A 19,796-nucleotide genomic window follows, 5' to 3' on the forward strand; every position below is an offset into this window, starting at 1 on the left:
GCCGCCTACGGGCGGTTTTTTATTGCCTGGAGAAAAGCATTATGGGTGTAGCAATCGAGTATTCCCCAATGACAACGGTTCGGCTGTGCGGGCTCTTGCGCGAGTTTGGCAAGGAGTACCGGCTTTCCGTTCGAACACCAACGGAGGCGATAAAGGCTCTTTGCGTGCAAATTCCCGGGCTTGAAAGGTTCATCAGTTCGGCGAAAGAGCGCGGGCTAGAGTTCGCTGTATTCCGTGGGAAAAGAAATATCGGGGAGGGGGAGATCGGATATCACGGCGAGGGGGAAATCAAAATAGTCCCGGTTATCACTGGTAGCAAGCGAGCGGGGATTCTTCAAACGATCGTAGGCGCCGTGCTAATTGCAGCCTCCTTCATTCCAGGCTTTCAGGTTCTTCTGCCCGTAGGTATAGGGCTCGTCGCCGGCGGCGTCATCCAGATGCTCAGCCCTCAGGCTGCCGGCCTCAAGACCAGCGCCGCGCCAGAGAACACTCCCGGCTACGCATTCGGCAGCGCCAAAAACACCACGGCATCCGGTAATCCAACACCGCTCTGCATCGGTAAGCGCCGGTGGGGTGGCGCGATTATCAGCGCCGAGATTTATGCAGAAGACCAAATGTAGCCAAACCGACTAACACCACAGCCGCCCAAAAGGCGGTTTTTTATTGCCTGGAGAAACGCATGGGCGCAGCACAGCAGCTTGATATTTACGGCGCCAAGGGCGGATCGGACAAGCCGAAAAGCCCAACCGAGGCGCCCGACAGTCTGCGCTCGGTGGCGATGGCCAAGATCCTGATTGCTATCGGCGAAGGGGAGTTCGCGGGCAATCCGACCGCTCAGGACATTTACCTCGACAATACGCCGCTGCAAGATCCCCAGGGCAATATGAACTTCCCGAACGTAAAGTGGGAATTCCGTAGCGGCTCGGTCGAGCAAGGCTATATCCAGGGCATCCCGTCGGTAGCGAACGAAACTACCTTGGGCATTGAGCTGCGCAGCGGCACGTCCTGGGTTCGAGCTATCAGCAACACGGAGCTGTCGGCAGTTCGGCTGCGCTTTGCCTGGCCGGCTCTCCAGTCGGTCGATGCCAGCGGTAACGTGAACGGCTATCGAATTGAGTACAAGGTCGAACTGTCCACGGACGGCGGCGCATATCAGCAGGTGCTCAGTGAGGCCGTGGACGGCAAGACCACCAGCACCTACGAGCGCACTCGTCGCATCGACCTGCCTGTAGCGACCAGTGGCTGGCTGATGCGAGTCACCCGAATCACGGCCAACCAGAACAACAACAAAATTGCCGACACCATGCAGATCGCCGGCTTCACCGAGGTGATCGACGCGAAGTTGCGGTACCCGAACACCGCACTGCTCTACATCGAGTTTTCGGCCGAGCAGTTCCGCAATATCCCTGCGGTGACGGTCGATTGTCGTGCCCGCAAGTGGCAAGTACCGAGCAACTACGACCCGGACAGCCGATCTTACACAGGCATCTGGGACGGCACGTTCAAGCAGGCATGGACTGATAACCCTGCCTGGATTACATACGGCATCACCGTCAATGATCGCTTTGGGCTCGGTCGCCGTATCAAGCCTTGGCAGGTCGATAAATGGGAGCTCTATCGGATCGCACAATACTGTGATCAGTTGGTTCCGGACGCCAAGGGCGGCCAAGAGCCGCGCTTCATTTGCAATTTGAACCTGCAAGCTAAGGCCGACGCATGGTCACTGCTGCGCGACATCTCGGCGATTTACCGAGGCATGACCTACTGGGCGCAGGGTCAGGTTTTCACTCTCTCCGACATGCCTCGCGCAACCGACTTCGATTTCGCTTATGTCCGGGCGAACGTCATCACAGATGGCAGGCAGGCTTTCACCTATTCGAGCGCATCGGAACGCACACGTTACAGCCGAGCCTTGATCAGCTATGACAACCCGGCGAACAACTACGACACCGACGTCACCGCCGTGACCGACGCGAAACTCCAGCGGCGCTACGGCGACAATCCGCTGGAGATCAGTGCGATCGGCTGCACGCGAGAGTCTGAGGCTCAGCGCCGCGGCAAGTGGGCGCTCCTCACCAACTCCAAGGACCGGCTCGTCACCTTTCAGGTCGGCCTTGACGGCCGTTTTCCGCTGCCGGGCTACGTCATTCCTATCGCTGACGAACTGCTGGCGGGCCGGCCAATTGGTGGTCGCATTGCTGCGGTGAATGGCCGTGCTATCACCCTCGACCGAGACACCCAGGCAAAGACCGGCGACCGGCTGATCCTGAACCTGTCGAATGGCAAGTGCGAAGGCCGCACCGTTCAATCGGTATCGGGCCGCGTGGTGACCGTCACGGTTGCATATTCGGCTGCGCCAGAGCCTGAGCTCGTTTGGGCGCTGGATGCTGACGACCTGGCTGTGCCGCTGTACCGCGTGACCAGCGTGTCGCGCCCGGAGCCGGGCGTATTTGAGATATCGGCCGTTCAGTACGACCCGAGCAAGTTTGCGCACATCGACACCGGCGCCCGCCTGGAAGAGCGTCCAATCAGCGTAATCCCGATCACTGTCGTTCCGGCCCCGGCCAGCGTGACCGTGTCGTCGAACTCGGTTGTGTCCCAGGGCATCGCCGTCGCCACCATGACCATCACCTGGCCAGCGGTGAACGGCGCGGTCGCTTATGACGTGGAGTGGCGTAAGGACAGCGGCAACTGGATCAAGCTGCAGCGCGTCGGCACCACCAGCGTCGACGTGGTTGGGATCTACGCCGGTGCATATCTGGCTCGCGTCCGTGCCGTGAGCGCTTTCGACATCTCGTCGATCTGGCGCAACTCGATCCTGACCAACCTCAAGGGGAAGGAAGGTTTGCCGCCGGCGGTGTCGTTCCTGCGCGCCACCAGCAAGGTTTACGGGATTGGCCTGGAATGGGGTTTTCCTCCTGGTGCGGAGGACACGCAGCGCACTGAGATGTGGAACAACAAGGTCAACGACTTGACCACCGCCGTCAAGCTGGCCGATTTCGCCTATCCGCAGGCGAACCACGAAATGCAGAACCTCGTGCCAGGCACCAGCCTGTTTTTTTGGGCACGCCTAGTGGATCGCACGGGGAATATCGGGCCATGGTATCCAGCGGTCAACGGCGTCAATGGCCAGCCGAGTATCGACCAAGCCGAATATGAGCAGTACTTCCTCGGCAAGATCCAGGCTTCCGCCCTGGGCCAGCAGTTGTTCGAAGAGATCGGCAAGATATCTGGCGATGGCTTGGGGTCGGTGAACGAGCGGATCGAGGTAGCCAAGCAGCAACTGGAGGACCTGATCGGCGAGATAACCGACGCCATGGTGTACGACCCGCTCAAGCCTTACGTAAAGGGAGAGGTGGTGCGTTTGGATGGGCGCTTGTTCTCGGCGCTGAAAGCGGTACCGGCGGGAACTACGCCGCCGAATGCTGAATTCTGGTACGACATGGGCACGATTGCCGAAACCACCAATGCGATGGCCTTGCAGATCCAGCAGCACACGACGCAGATTCAAACCATCGACGGCAAGGTGACTGCGCAAGCGTCGTCGGTCCAGGCACTGCAAGCGGCGTCACGGGACGACGACGGCACAGGTGCTTTGAATGATGCCTTGGCCGCCTGGAACAACACCGCGAGCATCGTCACCAATGACAAAGTGCAGGCCGAAGTAAATCTGGCGTCGGCAACGCGTCTGACTGTCATTGATGCGGCTGTCGGTCAGAACGCTGCCAACCTCACCACCCTTGAATCGGCGGTGGCCACGGACAAGGAAGCCACGGCGCAACGACTTGAAACGGTCACGGCGACAGCAAACGGTGCAACGGCCAAGGCTGAAACTGCCACGACCGCCGTTTCTGGCTTGAACGGAAAGGTGTCGGCGATGACCTCCATCAAGGCATCAACGACTGTAGGCGGGCGCACGGTGATGGCGGGGCTGGTTATTGGGGTGGACGGGCAGGAGCAAGAGTCGCAAATTCTGGCGTTTGCCCAGCGCTTCGCGATTCTGGATGAGGTCAGCGGCCAGATGATCGCGCCATTCGTGGTGCAGGGCGGCCAGGTGTTCATGAACACTGCGATCATCAGCCAAGCCTTTATCAAAGACTTGATTCTGGGGATGACGCTGCGGTCGTCGGCAGTGAACGCACAAGGCTTGCCGCTGCTGGAAATCAACATTCCAGCAGGGACGTTTACGCTTCGCGGTCAATCTGATAGCGGCTACACGCTATTGAATAACAACGGTCTCTACGTTTACGACTTGAACTACATCGAGCGCGCCGCTCTAGGGAAGATGACGTAATGGATTACTACGGAGCGAGGACCAAAAACGCAGCAGGCGTGATAACACTCGACACTTCGACGATGACGGTTCGGTCCATTGTTACGAAGCAGGTCACCGTGCCTCCCATCACCAGCGACTTCACCAGTTTCATCAGCATGCCGGAAATCACCGCGCAGTCATTTGTCTGCGTAACGCTACAAACCCAATCGAATGAAAACGCCTCTCTCCCTGCTGTGTTCTGGTCGACCGGTCAGCTCAGGGTAAGGCGAGGTCAGGGATTGCTGCTTAATGTTTTCATCCTGACCTATCAATAGGAGCGCTTATGACGTACGGCTTCAGGTCACGCAACGGGCTGAACTTCTTTCAGATCGACAGCGAAAACAGAGCGTTGAACGTGGCGGCATCGGGAAGCTACACCATCGGAAAGCCAGCTAGCGCACCCACGACGATTACTCAGGCTGTGATCACATACCCGGTGCCGATCACCACAGCCGAGGCCCCGCATGTATTCCTGAACCCAACGAACCAAGGCATGTACCACACGCTGATGCACACTGGTGGCGCGGGTAACTGGACCGGGTTCTACTTCCGGTTGCAGTTGATGCCTCCTTTCAATAGCTCGGATTGCAGCGGCAAATGGCTGGTTGCGACGTTCCGCTCAACATCAGCCCCCAATCAGTACGACCTTCGGCTACGCAACGCCGCCAACGAACAGATATTTGTTGGAGCTGACAACTTACTCCTGATGACAGCCTTCCCCATTAACGAGGGCTGGTCTCTGGACGGTCGCGGCCAAGAGCAGTCAGGCGTTTACTGGTCCGGCTATCAAATGCCGTGGACTGGTTCTTATGAGGATTACTTTCTTGCCTCAACCTTGCTCGGCGGAAAGATCTATAACGGCAATACCACGCTTGAAACACCTTGTGGTTTCCACGCCGGCGTGCGCTCGACGCTGAACGGGTATGTCGGGGCGCTGGTGAGTTCGGAAGGTGGCACCGCGAAGAATGGCAGAACCACGTTTGCAGCGCGGCCGATGAGGCCCCTGTAACGAAGACTCAGTTCAACAGCCCGCCAAGTGCGGGTTTTTTATTGCTCAATTTAAGGAAACACCATGCCTTGGCTTAGAGGTGGGACGGTCGCGGTCGTTAATGGATCAACAACAGTCACCGGTACAGGCGCTGACTTTGCAGCGAACTCGCGAGTTGGTGATGCGTTTATCGGGCCGGATGGTTTTAGTTACGAAATCGGCAACGTCGCTAGCGCTACTGTGATTTCAATTATTCCCGCTTACAAAGGGGCGACGGCCAGCGGGGTGGCCTATGCCATCATGCCGGTGCAGGGTTACCCGAAAGCGTTGGCTGACGCGTTCAATACCCTAAAAAATCAGTACGGGACTCAGCTCGCCGCCTTGGGCACTACGGGCAATTACGAGACGCTTCCGGTCACAAAAGGCGGCACCGGTGGGACCACCCAGGTAGCGGCCCAATCGGGACTCGGGCTGCCTAAAACAACTACTCGCCTCAGCGTGACGGCCGGTGAAGTGGTGAAGGTTGCAGACTACGGCCGTAACGGCGGGGCCAACATCGTTCAAGTCAGCACCGTGGATGCCAACACACTCACCGTTCCGGCCAGTTACGTGTTCAACGGCGGCGGGGTCAATGTCCCGGAAGCCGCCTACCTCGACCATGTAGCACACGCCGCCGCCGGTTATTCAAAGCAGATGGCATCAGCCCTGCTGAACGATAACGCCTATGTCAGGACCCAAAACAACGGGACGTTTGGAGCCTGGAAGCAGTTTGTCACCAAGGCGATCGGCTCAGCCATTGCGATAGCTGATGGCGGAACAGGCAACACGACAGGGACGGCAGCGAAACTCGCCGCCAGCGCAATGGTCGGCACGGTTAGTCAGACCTCGGGCGTGCCCACTGGCGCGATAGTAGAGCGGGGGGCTAACGCCCAAGGGTCTTACACTAAATTTGCAGACGGGACTCTGATTTGTAAGTTCAAATATCGCATTATCCGAACTTTGAATTCGCCTACTGGTTCATTGTTCTGCGCTACCGCCAGTGAACCAGCACAAAACTTTCCCGCCGTATTTGCCGTCGAAGCCCCCGTAATCAGTATTCTTGGAGGTATCGAAACGGGAGAGGCGTGGTTTCTTCCTAGTAGCACCCTTATCGATTCTCTTACGCAATGGCCGGCAGGATGGGTCATGTCTCAAATTTCACGCCCTGCCAAATATATAACTATTGACTACGTGGCTATAGGAAGGTGGTTCTAATGCGCATCAAACTCTCACCACAACGCCGCGATGACACGTTGGAAGTGGTCCGGAACGGCCAGGTGCTGGTTCTCAATGGCGAGGCTTTCGACTTCTCCACCATGGGTGACGGGGACACTCTGCCGCGCTCTGCAATCGCTTCTGAGTGGTTCGTGGGTGATGTGGAAAAGGCGCACGGGGAATTGACGCTGACCCTGGTACTGCCCAACCCGAAAAACTACAGCCCGGAGCAGGCCTTCCCGGTGGATCTGGTAAATGTGCCGAACGGCCCGGTGGCTTTTCCACAGCCTCTGCCAGATCCGGATCCCGCAACCCTTGACGAGGCGCCTGCATGAATATCGATTGGTCCCAGCTCATTACTCAAGGCATGAAGGATGCTGCTATCGAGGCGGCTCATCTCACCCAGGCCAAGGCCGACCTTGCAGTCAAAAACCAAAGGGCGGTAGCTCAGATTGCCCGCGTCCAGGACCGGGTCGACACCCTTGGTTATGGCATTGATGCTGGCGAAGCCACTGCTGAGGATGAAGCCGAGCAGGCGGCTTTGACGCTCAACCTGAAAGCGTGGAAGACCTACAAATTTTCCCTGGGCAAGGTTACGGCACAGCCAACCTGGTTTGCCGCGCCGGTGTGGCCGCCGGAGCCGGTTGCGCCCGTGATAGAGGCCAGTCCTGAGGCTCGTACCGCTGATCTGATGTAAAGCGCTGCAGAACTACGCACCCGCCATCGAGCGGGTATTTTTTTGCCTGGAGAAAAGTGATGCCGAGCAACGAGACGCGCGGGGTGCGCAACCGCAACCCTGGAAACATTGACTACAACCCGGCTAATCAGTGGCAAGGCCAGCTCAAGCCAGACCCTGCTATCGAGAAGCGATTTGCCAGATTCGATGTGCCCGAGAACGGCATCCGAGCCCTGGGCAAATTGTTGCTGACGTACCAGCGCAAGCACGGACTGAAGACGGTGAAAGCGATTATCAGTCGGTGGGCGCCCTCAGTAGAGAACGACACCGGCGCTTACGTGCGCGCCGTCGAAGCGAACACGGGTACAAAGCCTGGCGCCGAGATTGATCTGGCCATGCCGTCGCTGATGAAGGGGTTTGTCAAAGCCATCATCCATCACGAAAACGCCGGATATGCCTACCCTGATTCGGTGGTGGACGAAGGCGTCCGGAGGGCGCTGGTTTAATACAAAGGCTATTGCCGCTCCCGCAGATCCTTAAGTAACCTCTGGTTTTCTCTAAATAGATGATCTCGCTGGTCGGCTATGCGCTGGAGGCTGTAAGCCTTGCTGGATAGTTCGGAGTTCTCGCTTTTAAGGCGCCTCAACTCTGCTCGAAGCTGATCCCGCTCCTTGGTCGCGTCGGCGTGCATTTGCACCAGCCCGAAGATATCTTCGCGGGCTTTATGCAGCTGCAGGGTCAGTTCCTGGACTTCGTTTTCCAGCATCTGTTTGTAATGGGTGATGGTTTCCAGTTCGGTCGGGCATCCAAGCCAGTCGCTGGTGTCTTCGATGTCGAGAGGATCCACGGTCATGCCTTATCGATACTGTTCAGATATACAGTAATTGACTCGAGCATGATCGGACGAGGGTGAAGCGACGAACTGCAGTTAATGAGAGACGTGCGGCTCAGGAGCTCCGAATTGGAGTGTCAGCTTTTCGACGTGAAGCGATTTTTCAGCCCTTGGTCCTGCTACGCTTTGAATGCCTCGAATGGAGTCGGGCGGTCATCACGAAATCATGCCATCAGACTGCCGAGGTTGCGGATGTGAGAGTCCGAATGATAGGGGCCGCCATCACCATTGTGGTGATCGGCGTTACGACACACGCATTAATGGAATGGAAAGCTGTCGAGAGCCAGCGACAGAGCGCAGTGTGCAAGGCAGCACAGCAGCATATGGAAACCCTGGAAATTCAAACGCGAGCGATGGCTGCTGGACTGTCTGTCGATGGGTACGCTGACGCCGAGAAGGCGGAAGCAGGCAAACTAATCAAAGCCCTTGATGCCGCGAATAATGAAGCTGAAGTTCAAACTGTCATAAATGCACATGCTGCGGAACTAGAGTCAAAGGACGCTGCAGTCGATGCCGAGTTAAAAAACCGGGGCAGCCAAGTTTTTCTCGAGCAGAAGCTCAAAAAACAGCGAATATCCCCTGATATCAAGCGGGAAGCTAACCGTGCCGAGAAAGCCGTCGCTGACGCCTGTGATTAGTTTCGGGGAAATTATCGGAGGTCGACTAGCTGCTTTTGGCCGGTTTCTGCCCATCGTGACAGGAAGAAATCGACCCAAAGCCGACGGTGGCGACAGGCAGCAATTGGCAGGTTTCAGTCAGCCCTATCAGATTGCTCAAGCCCTTGCACCAGTGTCGTAAAAATGTTGGACGCAATATGCTCGCCCTTTGAGTGCGTTTAGCTTGCAGTTCTTAGCTATACAAAAAGACGCATCTAATCCGCCGTGATTCTCAACCATACGCTCTATTATCAAGGATTTTATATCGACCGACTCCCAGCCCTTTGGCGAACTCAACTTCAACGCATACAGGGTTTGGTATTTGTCCCATTCATCCGTTCGCCAAAACTGACCACAATCAAGGCACTGCAATAGTTTGATCCATTGGCCTATCTCAAGGCAGCGTAAACCAGCGACAAACTCCGCATAGTTATGACCAATCTCTACGAGGTCGCCCCGACTGCCACAATTACATTGCATTGCTTTACTCCTAATACTGAGCTTTTCACTAGAATCGATCGTCCGTTCCTGGCCGTTCCAGGCCGTTCTTTGCCTGTCGCGAAGGACGGCAACCGACCCAAAGCTGCCGGTCAGCATTGGCAGAAACCGGCCGTATGCAGCCTTTCAGCTCCAATGGTACTAAGCTAAAAGCAGCTATCGGGCAAGAAGGTGAAAAAAGAGGGTGCCCTGCTAATCTCGCCACCAAGGTCGGGCGCTCTTCGATGGTCCTGGCGCCTTTCGCCATTACATCGTCAAGAAAACGTAATCAGGGGCATCATCTAACAATGGATAACGCTATGACGGCTCGGTGCCCCAGCTGTGGCCATATCCCCATCAGGCTGCCGCCCACCCATAAGTGCCCCGAATGCGGAGTCTTTTCTCATGAGTGGCTGATTTATGACTGGGAAAGCTTTGCCTCCTTCAGACGTCAGCACCTCAAATACAATATTCTAATAATCAGCATGGTAGTCATTAACATCGTCGCGCTGGTGACGTTTGAATCCAGCAATGTCGTTTTCTGGATGCTAAACGTTCTATCTATTCCAGCCACAATCAGTTTATTTCTATGCATCAATGATCTTCGAGGACAAGCGGAGTACGAAGGGCATAACAGTCGCGCTGTTTTACCTTGGTTTACGGGTTTCACGGGGTTCTGACCAGAATGTCTGCTTCTGGCCGTTCTTTGCCTGTCGCGAAGGACGGCAACCGACCCAAAGCTGACGGAGGGAAAAAACCGTAGAGTCCTCCAGATCGTGAATGTTCGTTTGGTGACGGATTGCGAAAAATCGCCCTGCCAATGGCCAAGAAGTCTTGGAGAAAAACTGCGTTACAGATGGCTGATGATTAGAATGGGATCAAATTCACCGTGATGTCAGCAAAGGATGCTTTATGCCCCTTTTAACGTGGGATCCTTTTGATCTAATCGCCGTACTCGGCGTCTTCCCCTCCCTGGATGAGTTCGAAACATCACACCGTTACGTTATCGAGCAAGGTACTGTCAGACTGAAATTGACAATTTGGCAATATGATTCTGATGTGGAAATTCAGGTGAGTGAGGCTTCACTACCAAACCCCATTATCAAATACACAATGCTTGGATGCCCCGGTATCCGCGTTGTTGATGACAAGCGCGGTAAATTCTTGGAGTTTGCAGCTTCGAATACTTTCACTGGGCGATACGACGGGTATTCGGTAATTCCCTACGGTTTAAGGTTGTGGGTCGAACCTCAAATTTTGCTGGAGCCGTTCACTTACGCGTCTGCTTAGAGAGAATGGCGGACGGTCATGAGTATGCGCTTTTGGCTGTTCTCAGTCGGTTGTGACCGGCTGCTATTGGCCGAAGTCAGTCTGTCGGGATGTTCATCTTCTGCGTCTTCTGCGTCCCTGCGTGGAGCACTCGACGATGCGCTCTATCGAGGCTTAATCTGGAGTCATCGGCACCGCTAGAGTCATCTTGATGAACTCTTCGTTCTTGTCGATGGTGTCCAGGCGCCGCGCACGTTGTCGGCGACATCGGCTGAGCCGCGCACCTCAACCCAGTCCGACAGCTCCATGATGGCGGCTTCAATGGCGAACTGGTTCTCCTTGGTGGGATAGCCAGCCGCCTATGTCAATAAATTCAATCGGAAAGTTGCTTCGTTCTCCAGCGGATCAAATCGACTTTGCAGGAACTTAAAATATCTCCAGAGCCGGAGCCCCCCATTACGGAGTCACCGTCCCACTGACACTGTGCATCCTTGAACTTCTCGAAAGCCTTCTGAGAAGCGAGCAGCGAGGTAAGGGCTTTGGCCGTCGCACTCGAATCGATCTCCTTTGTCTTAGCTTCCAATTTTTTGTAGGCGATATTCATTTGTGACGTGACTTCGCGAGTCTTACGCTCTAGGCAAGACTGCAACGCTGTCCGGGGCTGATCACCAATGGTGTTGTAGCATTCGTTCAATGCTCCAGCTTGAGCGTCGCTGGTCACTGCTGTTTTTGCTGCGGTGGTAGTAGGTGTAGCTGCGATACTGACCGCGCCATTTGTGATTGGACTCACATCAGGTTTCGCGGATGCTTGAGCGAATGCCGTACCAATGGCAAATGAAGTCGCTACAACGACCACAGAAATGAGTTTTCTCATTTTTATCTATCCTTTGGAAAGCATTTTTCGAGGGGCAGAAACAACTTTGAATGCTAGGCCAATTGTGTACTACGTACGCAGGATTAGGCCCATTGAGGCTAACAACGCTCACAGTCCCAGCGCCTGTTTGACTGCATCCTGGGCAAGCTGTTCAACGCCGCTAAGAACAAGCATCAGCAACAGTTTCTGCGTCCGGCAAATCCATCACCGCCAGGGGGGCTGTATGGGTGCATCGGCCAAGCTCTGATCGACGCCAAGCAATCGGGCCGCGACTCATGCGCCGCCATCGAGGCTGTAAGTCCTGGGACGCCTTTGCCGAGCAAGTCATCGAGGTGTGGTTGACGTTGATCCCTGTGTTGTCTCATGCCCTGTTAAAAGACGGTGAGATAAATCTATGCCTTCGAAGCTGAATGTCTGCTTTTGGCCGAAAGCCGTAACGTCGGGGCACATCAATACCGCGAGCGTTAGCTTGATGAACTTTTCGTTTCTGTGATGGCGTCCAGCGCGCTCTGCACATTGTCGGCGATATCGACTGATCCGCGTCGCTTTCAAACGCGGGGACAAAGATCGGGTCGCTCCCTTCTTTCATGCACGACTCTTCCGCCCCGCTATAGAGGCTGACTTTGACGGAGGAAGGTTCGGGGCTAAACGAACCAGCGATCAGACGGTATGAATTATTTGGCGTGTTCGTACTCCACCGCTCGAGGAACAGTTGTTTCTCAATGGCGGTGACCTCCGCGCCGAGGCAAAGCTAATGGCATCAATCGAAGATTTTAGGATGAAATCACAAGAGCTCCTGATAGAGCTCGACGCCGCTACGATGGAAATGATGACGCTGGTGACATCCAAATGCGTTTCAGGCCCCGACTGGGATTTTGCCAGCAAGAGGCAGTACGACGCCTATGAAAGCTGGGATGCTTTTATGAATACACCTAACACTAGGATTTAAATTGCAGATTCTGAAAAGTACGGGCTCACTAGCTGAGATAGACAATCTCGATCAATGCTTTTTTGTCTGATGCAGGAGAGTCCTATGAGTCGGCAAGAAGTTTTTTAGCAAAAGAGTTAGAAATACACCATGAGTACGAAGTGGCGACAGTTTTCATCTGCGACATGTTGAGCAAGCCTCACGGGTAAAAGTCTACAAAAATCCGCTTGCCGGCGAGGTTATCGAAACCAAAGGCGGTAACCAAAATACATTGAAAGAGTGGAAAGCGAAATATGGCTCCGACACCGTAGTGTCCTGGCTTTCCAAGTGAAATTAGTTTGAGTACAAAACGGCCGAGAGGCCATTTTTGTTGGCGTTGCGGAGGAATGCGGATAAACGTCCGGCTAACACAGATGTTAGTGAGTACCAATGCTAACGTGGGAGAAGTCCAGTTCAATTCGCAGGTTGGGATGGGTGGTAAGCCGGCTTCACATATTTGATGAGGATGAACCCACCGTGCCGAGAATTTTGACTTCCCAGATAAGTGACACCGCACTAAACGAGCACAATGCCAGGATGTTCGGGTCGCCAAAGGAGCGCTTGGATTTTTACCGAAGAGAGATTCAGTACGAAACCAGCATCTTGGCTAATCGAACTGACGCCTTTTTGGCATCTCAGTCTTTTTTGGTCATCGCATTTGCCTCTTCTATGGGCAATCTCAACCCCGAATGGGGCAAGTTGTTCACGCTGGTAGTACCACCGTTTCTTACGTTGCTTGGAGTACTAAGTTCGTTGAATGCTTGGCCCGGTATTCGTGCAGCATACGACATTATCGGCCATTGGCATTTCAAGCAGAGCGAGCTATTGCATAGTGAGCCTGTAATGGGGTTGGCGTATGACGAATCGCCTTTATTTTGTGAGAGAGAGTCCACGCAAAAGGGGTATCGAAAGGCGTTGCTGTTTTCGGTGCGCACACCTTGGATCTTTGCGACGTTCTGGATATTGCTTGGCATTTGGTCGGTTTGTATCCAAATCACCAAACTAGGTGCTTGAGAGAGATATTCGAACATCATCAGCTCTGCGTCCAAATGAAAACTCGATCACAGGTTATAGGGTGTACCATCGATAGGTGCCCATCAAAAATTAGTGAGCCATGTCCACGCTAAGCGAAGAGAGCCGCCAGATCGTAGCTTCTCTGGCGCACCGTGTTGGCCCCAACGCTGACATTGCAAGGATCGCCCAGGCGATCATTTCAACCTTGCGGGATATGGATTTAGCCCTCACGCCCATCATCGGCAAACAAGGGCTTGCCGCGCTTTTTCGCCGCAGCCTCCATCTGTGCGTCTCCATTCATCCGCGTCTGGCCCGCACCTACGACAAAGTGCAGTCGGGCATGGATCTGACTGCCCTCAAGTCCTTAATCGTTGAGCAAAGCGACGCCGATGCGTTGTTTTTCGGTGAAGTGTTGCTGACCACTTTCTACGAGCTGCTGACCACGCTCATCGGCCCCTCGCTCACCGAACGTTTGCTTCGTGGCATGTGGGAACCTTCTTTGAGTGACACCCCTTCGCAGGAAAATTCGCCATGAGCACCAAAGTGACTATCAACCGCCTGGCCACCGGCGTGCCAGGACTAGACGAGGTGCTGGGCGGAGGTTTGCCGGAGTTTTCGTTCAACCTGATCGCCGGCCCGCCTGGCTGCGGAAAAACCACCCTGGCGCATCAGATGATGTTTGCCCTGGCGACGCCCGAGCGCCCGGCGCTGTTCTTCACCGTACTGGGCGAGCCGCCGCTGAAGATGTTGCGTTATCAGCAGCAATTCGACTTTTTCGACAGCGAAGCGATCAACCAGTCGATCCGCTATATCAACCTGACCGACGACACCCTGGCCGGGAATCTGGACGAAGTGCTGCGGCGCATCGTCAGCGAGGTGGAGGCGCACTCGCCGTCGCTGGTGTTTGTCGACTCGTTCCGCTCGGTGGTGCTGGCCAGCCAGACCCAGGACAACCCGAACAACAACCTGCCGCAGTTCGTACAGCAACTGGGCATGTTGATGACCACCTGGCAGGCGACGACCTTCCTGATTGGCGAATACTTCACCGAAACCGACACCAACCCGATTTTCACCGTGGCCGATGGCCTGATCTGGCTGCGCCAGAGCGTTCAGCGCAACTCGATGGTGCGCAAGCTGGAAATCATGAAGATGCGCGGCCAGCCAACGCTGCCAGGCCTGCACACTTTCCGCATTGCGACGTCGGGGATCAAGGTGTTTGCACCTGCGCCACTCAACCCGGTTGAAGCGCCGCTGGAGTTCCCCATCAAGCGCCTGAAAATGGGCGTGCCGCAACTCGATGAGATGCTCGGCGGCGGCCTGCCTCGCGGTTATTCCTTACTGGTGGCCGGGCCGTCAGGGTCGGGCAAAAGCATTCTGGCGGCGACCTTCCTGGCCGAAGGCGCACGCAACGGCGAAACCGGCGTGATCGCGGTGTTCGAACAACGGCCCAATCACTTCCAAAATGCCACCCTCGTTCATTTGATCCAAAATGGTCAGGTCGGTTTGGTGGACAGTCGTGCACCGGACTTGTCCATCGACGAAGTCGTCCAGTTGTTGTTGGCCGAGATCTCTCGCCTGAAAGCCACTCGCTTAGTGATCGACTCGTTGTCAGGCTTCGAACTGGCGCTGGCGCCGACCTTCCGTGAAGACTTCCGTGAATCGCTGTCGCGCATGGTCACCGCGCTGACCGGTGCCGGGGTCAGTGTGCTGATGACCTCCGAGCTGGAAGACCGCTACACCGACTTGCGTTTCAGCCCTTACGGCACGGCGTTTCTCACCGATGCGATCATCGTTCAGCGCTACATTGAAGTGCGGAGCCGCTTGTTGCGGATCATGGCCGTGGTCAAGTTGCGGGCCAGCGCCCACTCCGATGAGCTGCGCCTGTACAGCATCGACAAAAACGGCCTGCAGATCGGCGAAATGCTTCATGACCAAGAAGGCTTGCTCGGTGGCCGACCGACAAAACGGAGTTCAGATGCGGAACGCACAGGAGATAAAATTTTTGAGCCAGGCTCATGAGTAATGTCGATGGCAAGAAAGAGCGTGAAATCGCTAATGCCGCTCACGAACTCTTCCTGCTTGGCCAGAAAACCGTTGAAGCGCGCGCCGTGCTGGCAGCCTTGCAAAAAGAGTTGAGCGACGCCAGCAACCCGTTGGTGGACAGCCAGCAGTTCGAGCAAGTGATTGAGGCCAATCAGCAGTTGGTACCGGCTAAACTCCTCGTGCAGTCAGACGCAGTAGTCGCCCCTCGTTTGGAAGAGCAGCGTTTGTACCAGGAACTGCGTGAGGCTAATGCACAGCTGGTCATAGCCGCGCTCAGCGCTCAAGACCTTCAGGCTGTAGCCGAGCACGCACTGAGTCAGCAAAAAAGCATACTGGCGACGGTGGCTCATGAGCTGCGAAACCCATTAACACCCATCAGTATGATTGCAGAGCGTATGGTGCGGATGCCTAGTGACGAACTGCCTCGGATGCGGGAGTTGATCGAAGGCCAAGTGCAACATATGTCACAGCTGGTCGACGATCTGCTGGACGTCTCCCGTGCGAGCACTGGTAAGTTGCGACTTAATCGCCGCGATGTCGACATGATTCAAGTTCTGCGCGAGGCCATTGATGCGTGTCGCCCCTTAATGAGCGCGCAAGAGCAGCGATTCAACGCCCACCTTCCCGATGGCATCTTGATGGTAAATGGTGACCCGGGGCGCCTCGCGCAGATTCTCCAAAACCTTCTAGCGAATGCGGCTAAATACACACCGACCCACGGTAGAATCGAACTGTCTTTAACAGTAGCGTCCGACGTTTTGAAGATAAAGATTTCCGACAATGGAATCGGTATTTCCGCTAAAGCACTCCCGTTTATTTTCGACCCCTATGTTCAAGATGTGCATGCCGTCGGATTCAATGGATCTGGCTTGGGCATCGGACTGACAGTAGTCCGCGAGCTGGTTGAGGCGCACGGCGGCGAGGTTGCCGGCCTGAGCGAGGGTGATGGCAAGGGGAGCGAGTTCGTGGTTACGTTACCGTTGGTGATCCATTCAAGCGGATAAAAAAGACGTGGACACTGATTTATCTAAGTCCAAGGGTACGCACCAAATCCCACCAGACAATTCGATGGCCATCCATCGCTATGGCTGATCCATTAAAGACCGCAATCAAGATTCTTGGTGGGCGCTGCGATTCATTACTTCGAGTCAGACCCGCTGAGTACAGGATCCGACATGAACGCAGCGGATGACTTTAGATTTAAATCTCATGAGTTGCTTTTAGATCTGGATGCAGCTGTTAACAAAATGATGATGTTGGTCTCAGCTCGTGAGCTTTCCGGTGAAAGGTGGAGTGCGGCTGTAACGCGACATTCGGACGCGTATTCAGCTTGGAGTTCACATCTCAATGAGTCATCGCTACCGAACTCTCATAGCCTTTAATTCGGAGAGTTCGCGTCTGCGTTATTGAGCGAAATTAATGCGGTCATGCGACCCGCCGGATCAAGCCTTATGCTATCTGACGTCTGTAGGTGCGGCATTGTGATCAACCACTTTACTGCCGAGCGAGTGCTGGCGTTCCTCCTTGAATGAACGAGGGCACCGGGAGAATTGGGCTTGGAATACATTGATCTTGGCAATGACACGCGAAGATCGTGACAGTGATTTCAGCCTGGATCATTGGTTCTCAACAGCTACGTAGGCGGATGATCGCTTTCTGGGGATCCACCGTGAGCAATGCTTTGAGGGTAACCTGGGGACGTCATGCGAACGCCTATACATTGATTCTGCTCGAGTGCGTACTTCTGGGCATAAACGCCCGTGGCCAAGAAGAATCTTAACGGCTATCGAGCTTCCTGATGCCTGGCGCCAGAGGTACGGTTTAGTACCTCTGGCGCCTGATTTTGAAGGATAAACCTAGTTTACATCGAGGTTTTTCTTGAACCCGCGAAGGTTCATTAGGAAAAGGCAAATCTGCAAAACGATGAGGGCATAGGCCTCTACGTACACCCCCCAAATCACCCACAGCATATTGCTCAAACTGAAGCATACGAACCCTGTCATCCGCCTTGCGGGTCGTTGAGACCCGATAAGCCACGCTGCAAACACGGTTACCAGCATCGCAGGCCATTGAACCCAATCCAGGTAGCTCAAAATTACTCCCTAAATTTCTCCGAGAATCAAAGATAGAGGGTGATATTGACGAATGATTCAGAGTTTCTTGGATGTATGAAATGAAGGGCTGCTGGCCGATAGCAGTCACTCCGGCGCCATCATCACCGCAAGCGTCATTTTGATGAACTCTTCGTTCTTATCGATTGCTTCCAGGGCGCCGCGCACGTTGTCCGCGACATCGGCGGAGCCGCGCGCCTCGACCCAGTTGGAAAGCTCCAGGATGGCAGCCTCAAGAGCGAGCTGGTTTTCGTTGATCTTGTACAGCAGTGAAGGGAGTAGGTCTGAATGTGGCATCGCGGATCCTCGGTTATGAGGTCAGCGTAGCAGAGGGGAAAGTTTAATTTAGGGAGTGTGATTCAGCTCGGCAGGACGCCGGGATGCAGGGACTTTCTCGTTGAAAGCCTGTAGGGACTTTTGCGGGGATTCGTAAAACACGGTTAGTCACGGTACGGCATCGATTGCAGTGGGCGCCGTTCCAAAGGACTGTTCCGTATAGCTTTTTAGCGCCCCTGCAAGCATGGGGTGCTAGGGGTCGAGTGTTCGAATCACTCCGTCCCGACCATATAATTCAAGGGGTTGCGAGATTTTATCTCGCGACCCTTTTTTATTTTTGATTGTTTTTACCCCCCACAAAACCCCTGGCTCTAGGTGGAAACTTCACGATATCCATACAGCTTTACACCCCCGCATCTGATGGCTTTCTCGGCCCCAGTGCGCTGGCCGAGGCGATGGCGGCGGCAGAGCAATGGATCGACAGTCAGCTCCATTAGAGCGAAACCGATCGTCAGTCCCAAACCACATGATGGTGCTCGTATCAGCCCTGCAGGTTTCCGGTTATCCATAGGGGAAGCTGCCAGGCGTCAAAGCTGGCGTGTGAGACATGGGCAGCTTTTCTTTATGCACAGAAACTGACTTGATGCCGCTCCTCGACGGCCGGCCGGAGGGCAGCTTCTTCCCGCTTCGCGCAGATTATGAGCGCTCCATGGGAGTTCCATTGTTGGTGATTAATGGCCGTTGGCTTGATTGGCGAGAATATTTAAAGTACGTCCATGCAAGTAGTCGGCGTTAAGCGCCTTGAAGCAGTTAATGCCCTACGCTAATAGTTATTTTTAGCATTATGCAGGAAACCCACTATTCAGTTTTTAGTGCTGATACAAATGTAGCCAGCAAAGGATCTTTTTCAGCATTTTGCTTGTGCCTGCCGATGAAAATCCACTCGTCCTCTGTCCAAAGAATTCGTGTTGTTTTAGGTGCTTTGCAGTCAAAAACAACCTGATAGATTTTTGTTTCTCGCTGCTGGACGACGACGCATTGCTCAAGGCAAACCAACAATCGCTGCCCAGGCTCGAGTGTCGGCACATTGAGCGGGACACACATCTTAATTTCTGTTTTTCGCATGATGACTTTCGTCCTTAAAATTCAGAAACCGTACGCGGTAAATCAAAAGCAAAGGCGATCCGTTGCAGCGTGGGACTCATCTCATGTCTTTGAATATGACGTCCTATGTGCACTTCAAGGTGCAATCATCACGGTGAAGTAAGTCAATTTGAACCCGTACAGGCAATTACCTCCAGGGTGTGGAGCTGATAGCTCATTGCTGATCGTGAGAACTTTTTGGGTTCGGTTTTTTTCTCGATCTGGCCGTCAGAGCTTTATCACTGGACGCTTACCCGCAAGGTTGTGGGCTTTCAAAGACAAAGCATTGGGGGGGTGCGCTCAGGCCGGCGTACCTCATAGAGTTCGGTGGTTCTGTTCATGACTAGCCTCCGAGGGTTCATATGTGCATAATATTATCATGCAGTGATAATAGAAAGGCAATCTGCTCGACCTTGCCTCAGGCAGGAGCGAGGTTTTTTGCTCAACTGCCGGGAGGCAAAATCACGCATGAGAACAGAAAGATGTGAGCGCTTGGAGAGCTGCATGAAACGTGAGGACGTAAAAATCAAACACGCTGAAGGCATTCAGTTTGACACCCATTTAATTGCCAATCCGGCCAACACTCAGGAGTGGATCGCCTTCTTTAAAAAGGAAGCAGGAAGAAGCTTTTTCCTGGTCAATGACAATGAAGAAATTGAACCCTTCCGACACCTTGATGATTTGATTCATGAGCTGCGTGAAATCGGTATCAAGGTGGCTGAAATTCATTTTTGAATTCTTTTTTTTTGGAGTGTCGTCATGTCTGTCAGGGTCGAACATCTGTCTAGTCAGAGTGAAGATCTATGGTCCGTGTGTGTAGGTGCCCGGCGAATTCAGTTCC

At 54.3% G+C, this 19,796-nt stretch carries 21 protein-coding genes and 2 pseudogenes; 18 read left to right on the forward strand and 5 right to left on the reverse strand.

Annotation, left to right across the window (positions count from 1 at the left end):
* The first annotated feature begins 41 nt into the window (after positions 1-41).
* The 8 genes from ACA071_RS11285 to ACA071_RS11320 all read left to right on the forward strand — a co-directional run bounded on the left by ACA071_RS11285 (position 42) and on the right by ACA071_RS11320 (position 7,739).
* The gene (locus tag ACA071_RS11285; RefSeq protein WP_497644364.1) at positions 42-620 is read left to right on the forward strand and encodes a tail assembly protein; all 579 of its coding nucleotides are present in this window, start codon (positions 42-44) and stop codon (positions 618-620) included.
* A 59-nt stretch (positions 621-679) separates the two neighbouring features.
* A complete protein-coding gene (locus ACA071_RS11290; protein ID WP_497644365.1) occupies positions 680-4,294 on the forward strand; it encodes a TipJ family phage tail tip protein in 3,615 nt (1,204 codons plus the stop codon).
* Positions 4,294-4,590: a hypothetical protein gene (locus tag ACA071_RS11295; RefSeq protein WP_497644366.1), complete on the forward strand. Its 297-nt coding sequence runs from the start codon at positions 4,294-4,296 to the stop codon at positions 4,588-4,590. Before ACA071_RS11290 ends, ACA071_RS11295 begins: the two co-directional genes overlap by 1 nt.
* Before the next feature lie 8 nt (positions 4,591-4,598).
* Positions 4,599-5,324 carry a hypothetical protein gene (locus ACA071_RS11300; protein ID WP_497644367.1) on the forward strand — a complete coding sequence of 242 codons (726 nt, stop codon included), beginning with the start codon at positions 4,599-4,601 and terminating at the stop codon, positions 5,322-5,324.
* A gap of 63 nt (positions 5,325-5,387) precedes the next feature.
* On the forward strand, positions 5,388-6,557 hold the full coding sequence (locus ACA071_RS11305) for a pyocin knob domain-containing protein (protein ID WP_497644368.1): 1,170 nt from the start codon (positions 5,388-5,390) through the stop codon (positions 6,555-6,557).
* Positions 6,557-6,892, forward strand: coding sequence for a hypothetical protein (locus tag ACA071_RS11310; RefSeq protein WP_497644369.1), 336 nt, complete (start codon positions 6,557-6,559; stop codon positions 6,890-6,892). The genes ACA071_RS11305 and ACA071_RS11310 overlap by 1 nt, the downstream gene beginning before the upstream one ends.
* Complete coding sequence (locus ACA071_RS11315) at positions 6,889-7,254, forward strand: phage tail protein (RefSeq protein ID WP_497644370.1); 366 nt, start codon at positions 6,889-6,891, stop codon at positions 7,252-7,254. Before ACA071_RS11310 ends, ACA071_RS11315 begins: the two co-directional genes overlap by 4 nt.
* A 59-nt stretch (positions 7,255-7,313) precedes the next feature.
* Positions 7,314-7,739 carry a structural protein gene (locus ACA071_RS11320; protein WP_497644371.1) on the forward strand — a complete coding sequence of 142 codons (426 nt, stop codon included), beginning with the start codon at positions 7,314-7,316 and terminating at the stop codon, positions 7,737-7,739.
* Between the two features lie 8 nt (positions 7,740-7,747).
* On the opposite strand, the gene ACA071_RS11325 is transcribed toward ACA071_RS11320, so the two are convergent.
* Positions 7,748-8,086: a hypothetical protein gene (locus ACA071_RS11325; RefSeq protein ID WP_497644372.1), complete on the reverse strand. Its 339-nt coding sequence runs from the start codon at positions 8,084-8,086 to the stop codon at positions 7,748-7,750.
* Positions 8,087-8,199: 113 nt separating this feature from the next.
* Between ACA071_RS11325 and ACA071_RS11330 the strand changes: the two genes are divergently transcribed.
* From ACA071_RS11330 to ACA071_RS11340, 3 genes are all read left to right on the forward strand, one after another.
* On the forward strand, positions 8,200-8,763 hold the full coding sequence (locus tag ACA071_RS11330) for a hypothetical protein (protein WP_497644373.1): 564 nt from the start codon (positions 8,200-8,202) through the stop codon (positions 8,761-8,763).
* A 632-nt stretch (positions 8,764-9,395) separates the two neighbouring features.
* Positions 9,396-9,938 carry a hypothetical protein gene (locus ACA071_RS11335; RefSeq protein WP_497644374.1) on the forward strand — a complete coding sequence of 181 codons (543 nt, stop codon included), beginning with the start codon at positions 9,396-9,398 and terminating at the stop codon, positions 9,936-9,938.
* 232 nt (positions 9,939-10,170) lie between these two features.
* Positions 10,171-10,548, forward strand: coding sequence for a hypothetical protein (locus ACA071_RS11340; protein WP_149662273.1), 378 nt, complete (start codon positions 10,171-10,173; stop codon positions 10,546-10,548).
* Between the two features lie 352 nt (positions 10,549-10,900).
* Here the strand turns inward: ACA071_RS11340 and umoC are convergent, their stop codons facing one another.
* Positions 10,901-11,401 (reverse strand): UmoC family flagellar biogenesis regulator, encoded by a 501-nt coding sequence (gene umoC, locus ACA071_RS11345; RefSeq protein WP_497644375.1) that lies wholly within the window; start codon positions 11,399-11,401, stop codon positions 10,901-10,903.
* Positions 11,402-11,524: 123 nt separating this feature from the next.
* Between umoC and ACA071_RS11350 the strand changes: the two are divergent.
* The 6 genes and pseudogenes from ACA071_RS11350 to ACA071_RS11375 form a co-directional block, all read left to right on the forward strand.
* Positions 11,525-11,733 (forward strand): annotated as a pseudogene (locus tag ACA071_RS11350) (hypothetical protein); the annotation flags it as partial.
* A 789-nt stretch (positions 11,734-12,522) separates the two neighbouring features.
* A pseudogene (locus ACA071_RS11355) lies at positions 12,523-12,660 on the forward strand (transcriptional regulator); the annotation flags it as partial.
* Between the two features lie 185 nt (positions 12,661-12,845).
* A complete protein-coding gene (locus ACA071_RS11360; protein WP_283557490.1) occupies positions 12,846-13,382 on the forward strand; it encodes a hypothetical protein in 537 nt (178 codons plus the stop codon).
* A 100-nt stretch (positions 13,383-13,482) separates the two neighbouring features.
* Positions 13,483-13,917: a hypothetical protein gene (locus tag ACA071_RS11365; RefSeq protein WP_497644376.1), complete on the forward strand. Its 435-nt coding sequence runs from the start codon at positions 13,483-13,485 to the stop codon at positions 13,915-13,917.
* On the forward strand, positions 13,914-15,401 hold the full coding sequence (locus ACA071_RS11370) for an ATPase domain-containing protein (RefSeq protein ID WP_497644377.1): 1,488 nt from the start codon (positions 13,914-13,916) through the stop codon (positions 15,399-15,401). The genes ACA071_RS11365 and ACA071_RS11370 overlap by 4 nt, the downstream gene beginning before the upstream one ends.
* Positions 15,398-16,429: a sensor histidine kinase gene (locus tag ACA071_RS11375; protein ID WP_497644378.1), complete on the forward strand. Its 1,032-nt coding sequence runs from the start codon at positions 15,398-15,400 to the stop codon at positions 16,427-16,429. Before ACA071_RS11370 ends, ACA071_RS11375 begins: the two co-directional genes overlap by 4 nt.
* 852 nt (positions 16,430-17,281) lie before the next feature.
* Here ACA071_RS11375 and ACA071_RS11380 read toward each other — a convergent pair.
* From ACA071_RS11380 to ACA071_RS11390, 3 genes are all read right to left on the reverse strand, one after another.
* On the reverse strand, positions 17,282-17,485 hold the full coding sequence (locus ACA071_RS11380; protein ID WP_497645291.1) for a hypothetical protein: 204 nt from the start codon (positions 17,483-17,485) through the stop codon (positions 17,282-17,284).
* Positions 17,486-17,623: 138 nt separating this feature from the next.
* Positions 17,624-17,833, reverse strand: a complete 210-nt coding sequence (locus ACA071_RS11385) for a hypothetical protein (RefSeq protein ID WP_497644379.1) — start codon at positions 17,831-17,833, stop codon at positions 17,624-17,626.
* An 837-nt stretch (positions 17,834-18,670) separates the two neighbouring features.
* A complete protein-coding gene (locus ACA071_RS11390) occupies positions 18,671-18,937 on the reverse strand; it encodes a hypothetical protein (protein ID WP_497644380.1) in 267 nt (88 codons plus the stop codon).
* A gap of 522 nt (positions 18,938-19,459) precedes the next feature.
* On the opposite strand from ACA071_RS11390, the gene ACA071_RS11395 reads away from it, so the two are divergent.
* Positions 19,460-19,690, forward strand: coding sequence for a hypothetical protein (locus ACA071_RS11395; protein WP_045060682.1), 231 nt, complete (start codon positions 19,460-19,462; stop codon positions 19,688-19,690).
* Positions 19,691-19,796: the final 106 nt, after the last annotated feature.

The sequence above is a fragment of the Pseudomonas sp. LBUM1646 genome (assembly GCF_059716165.1).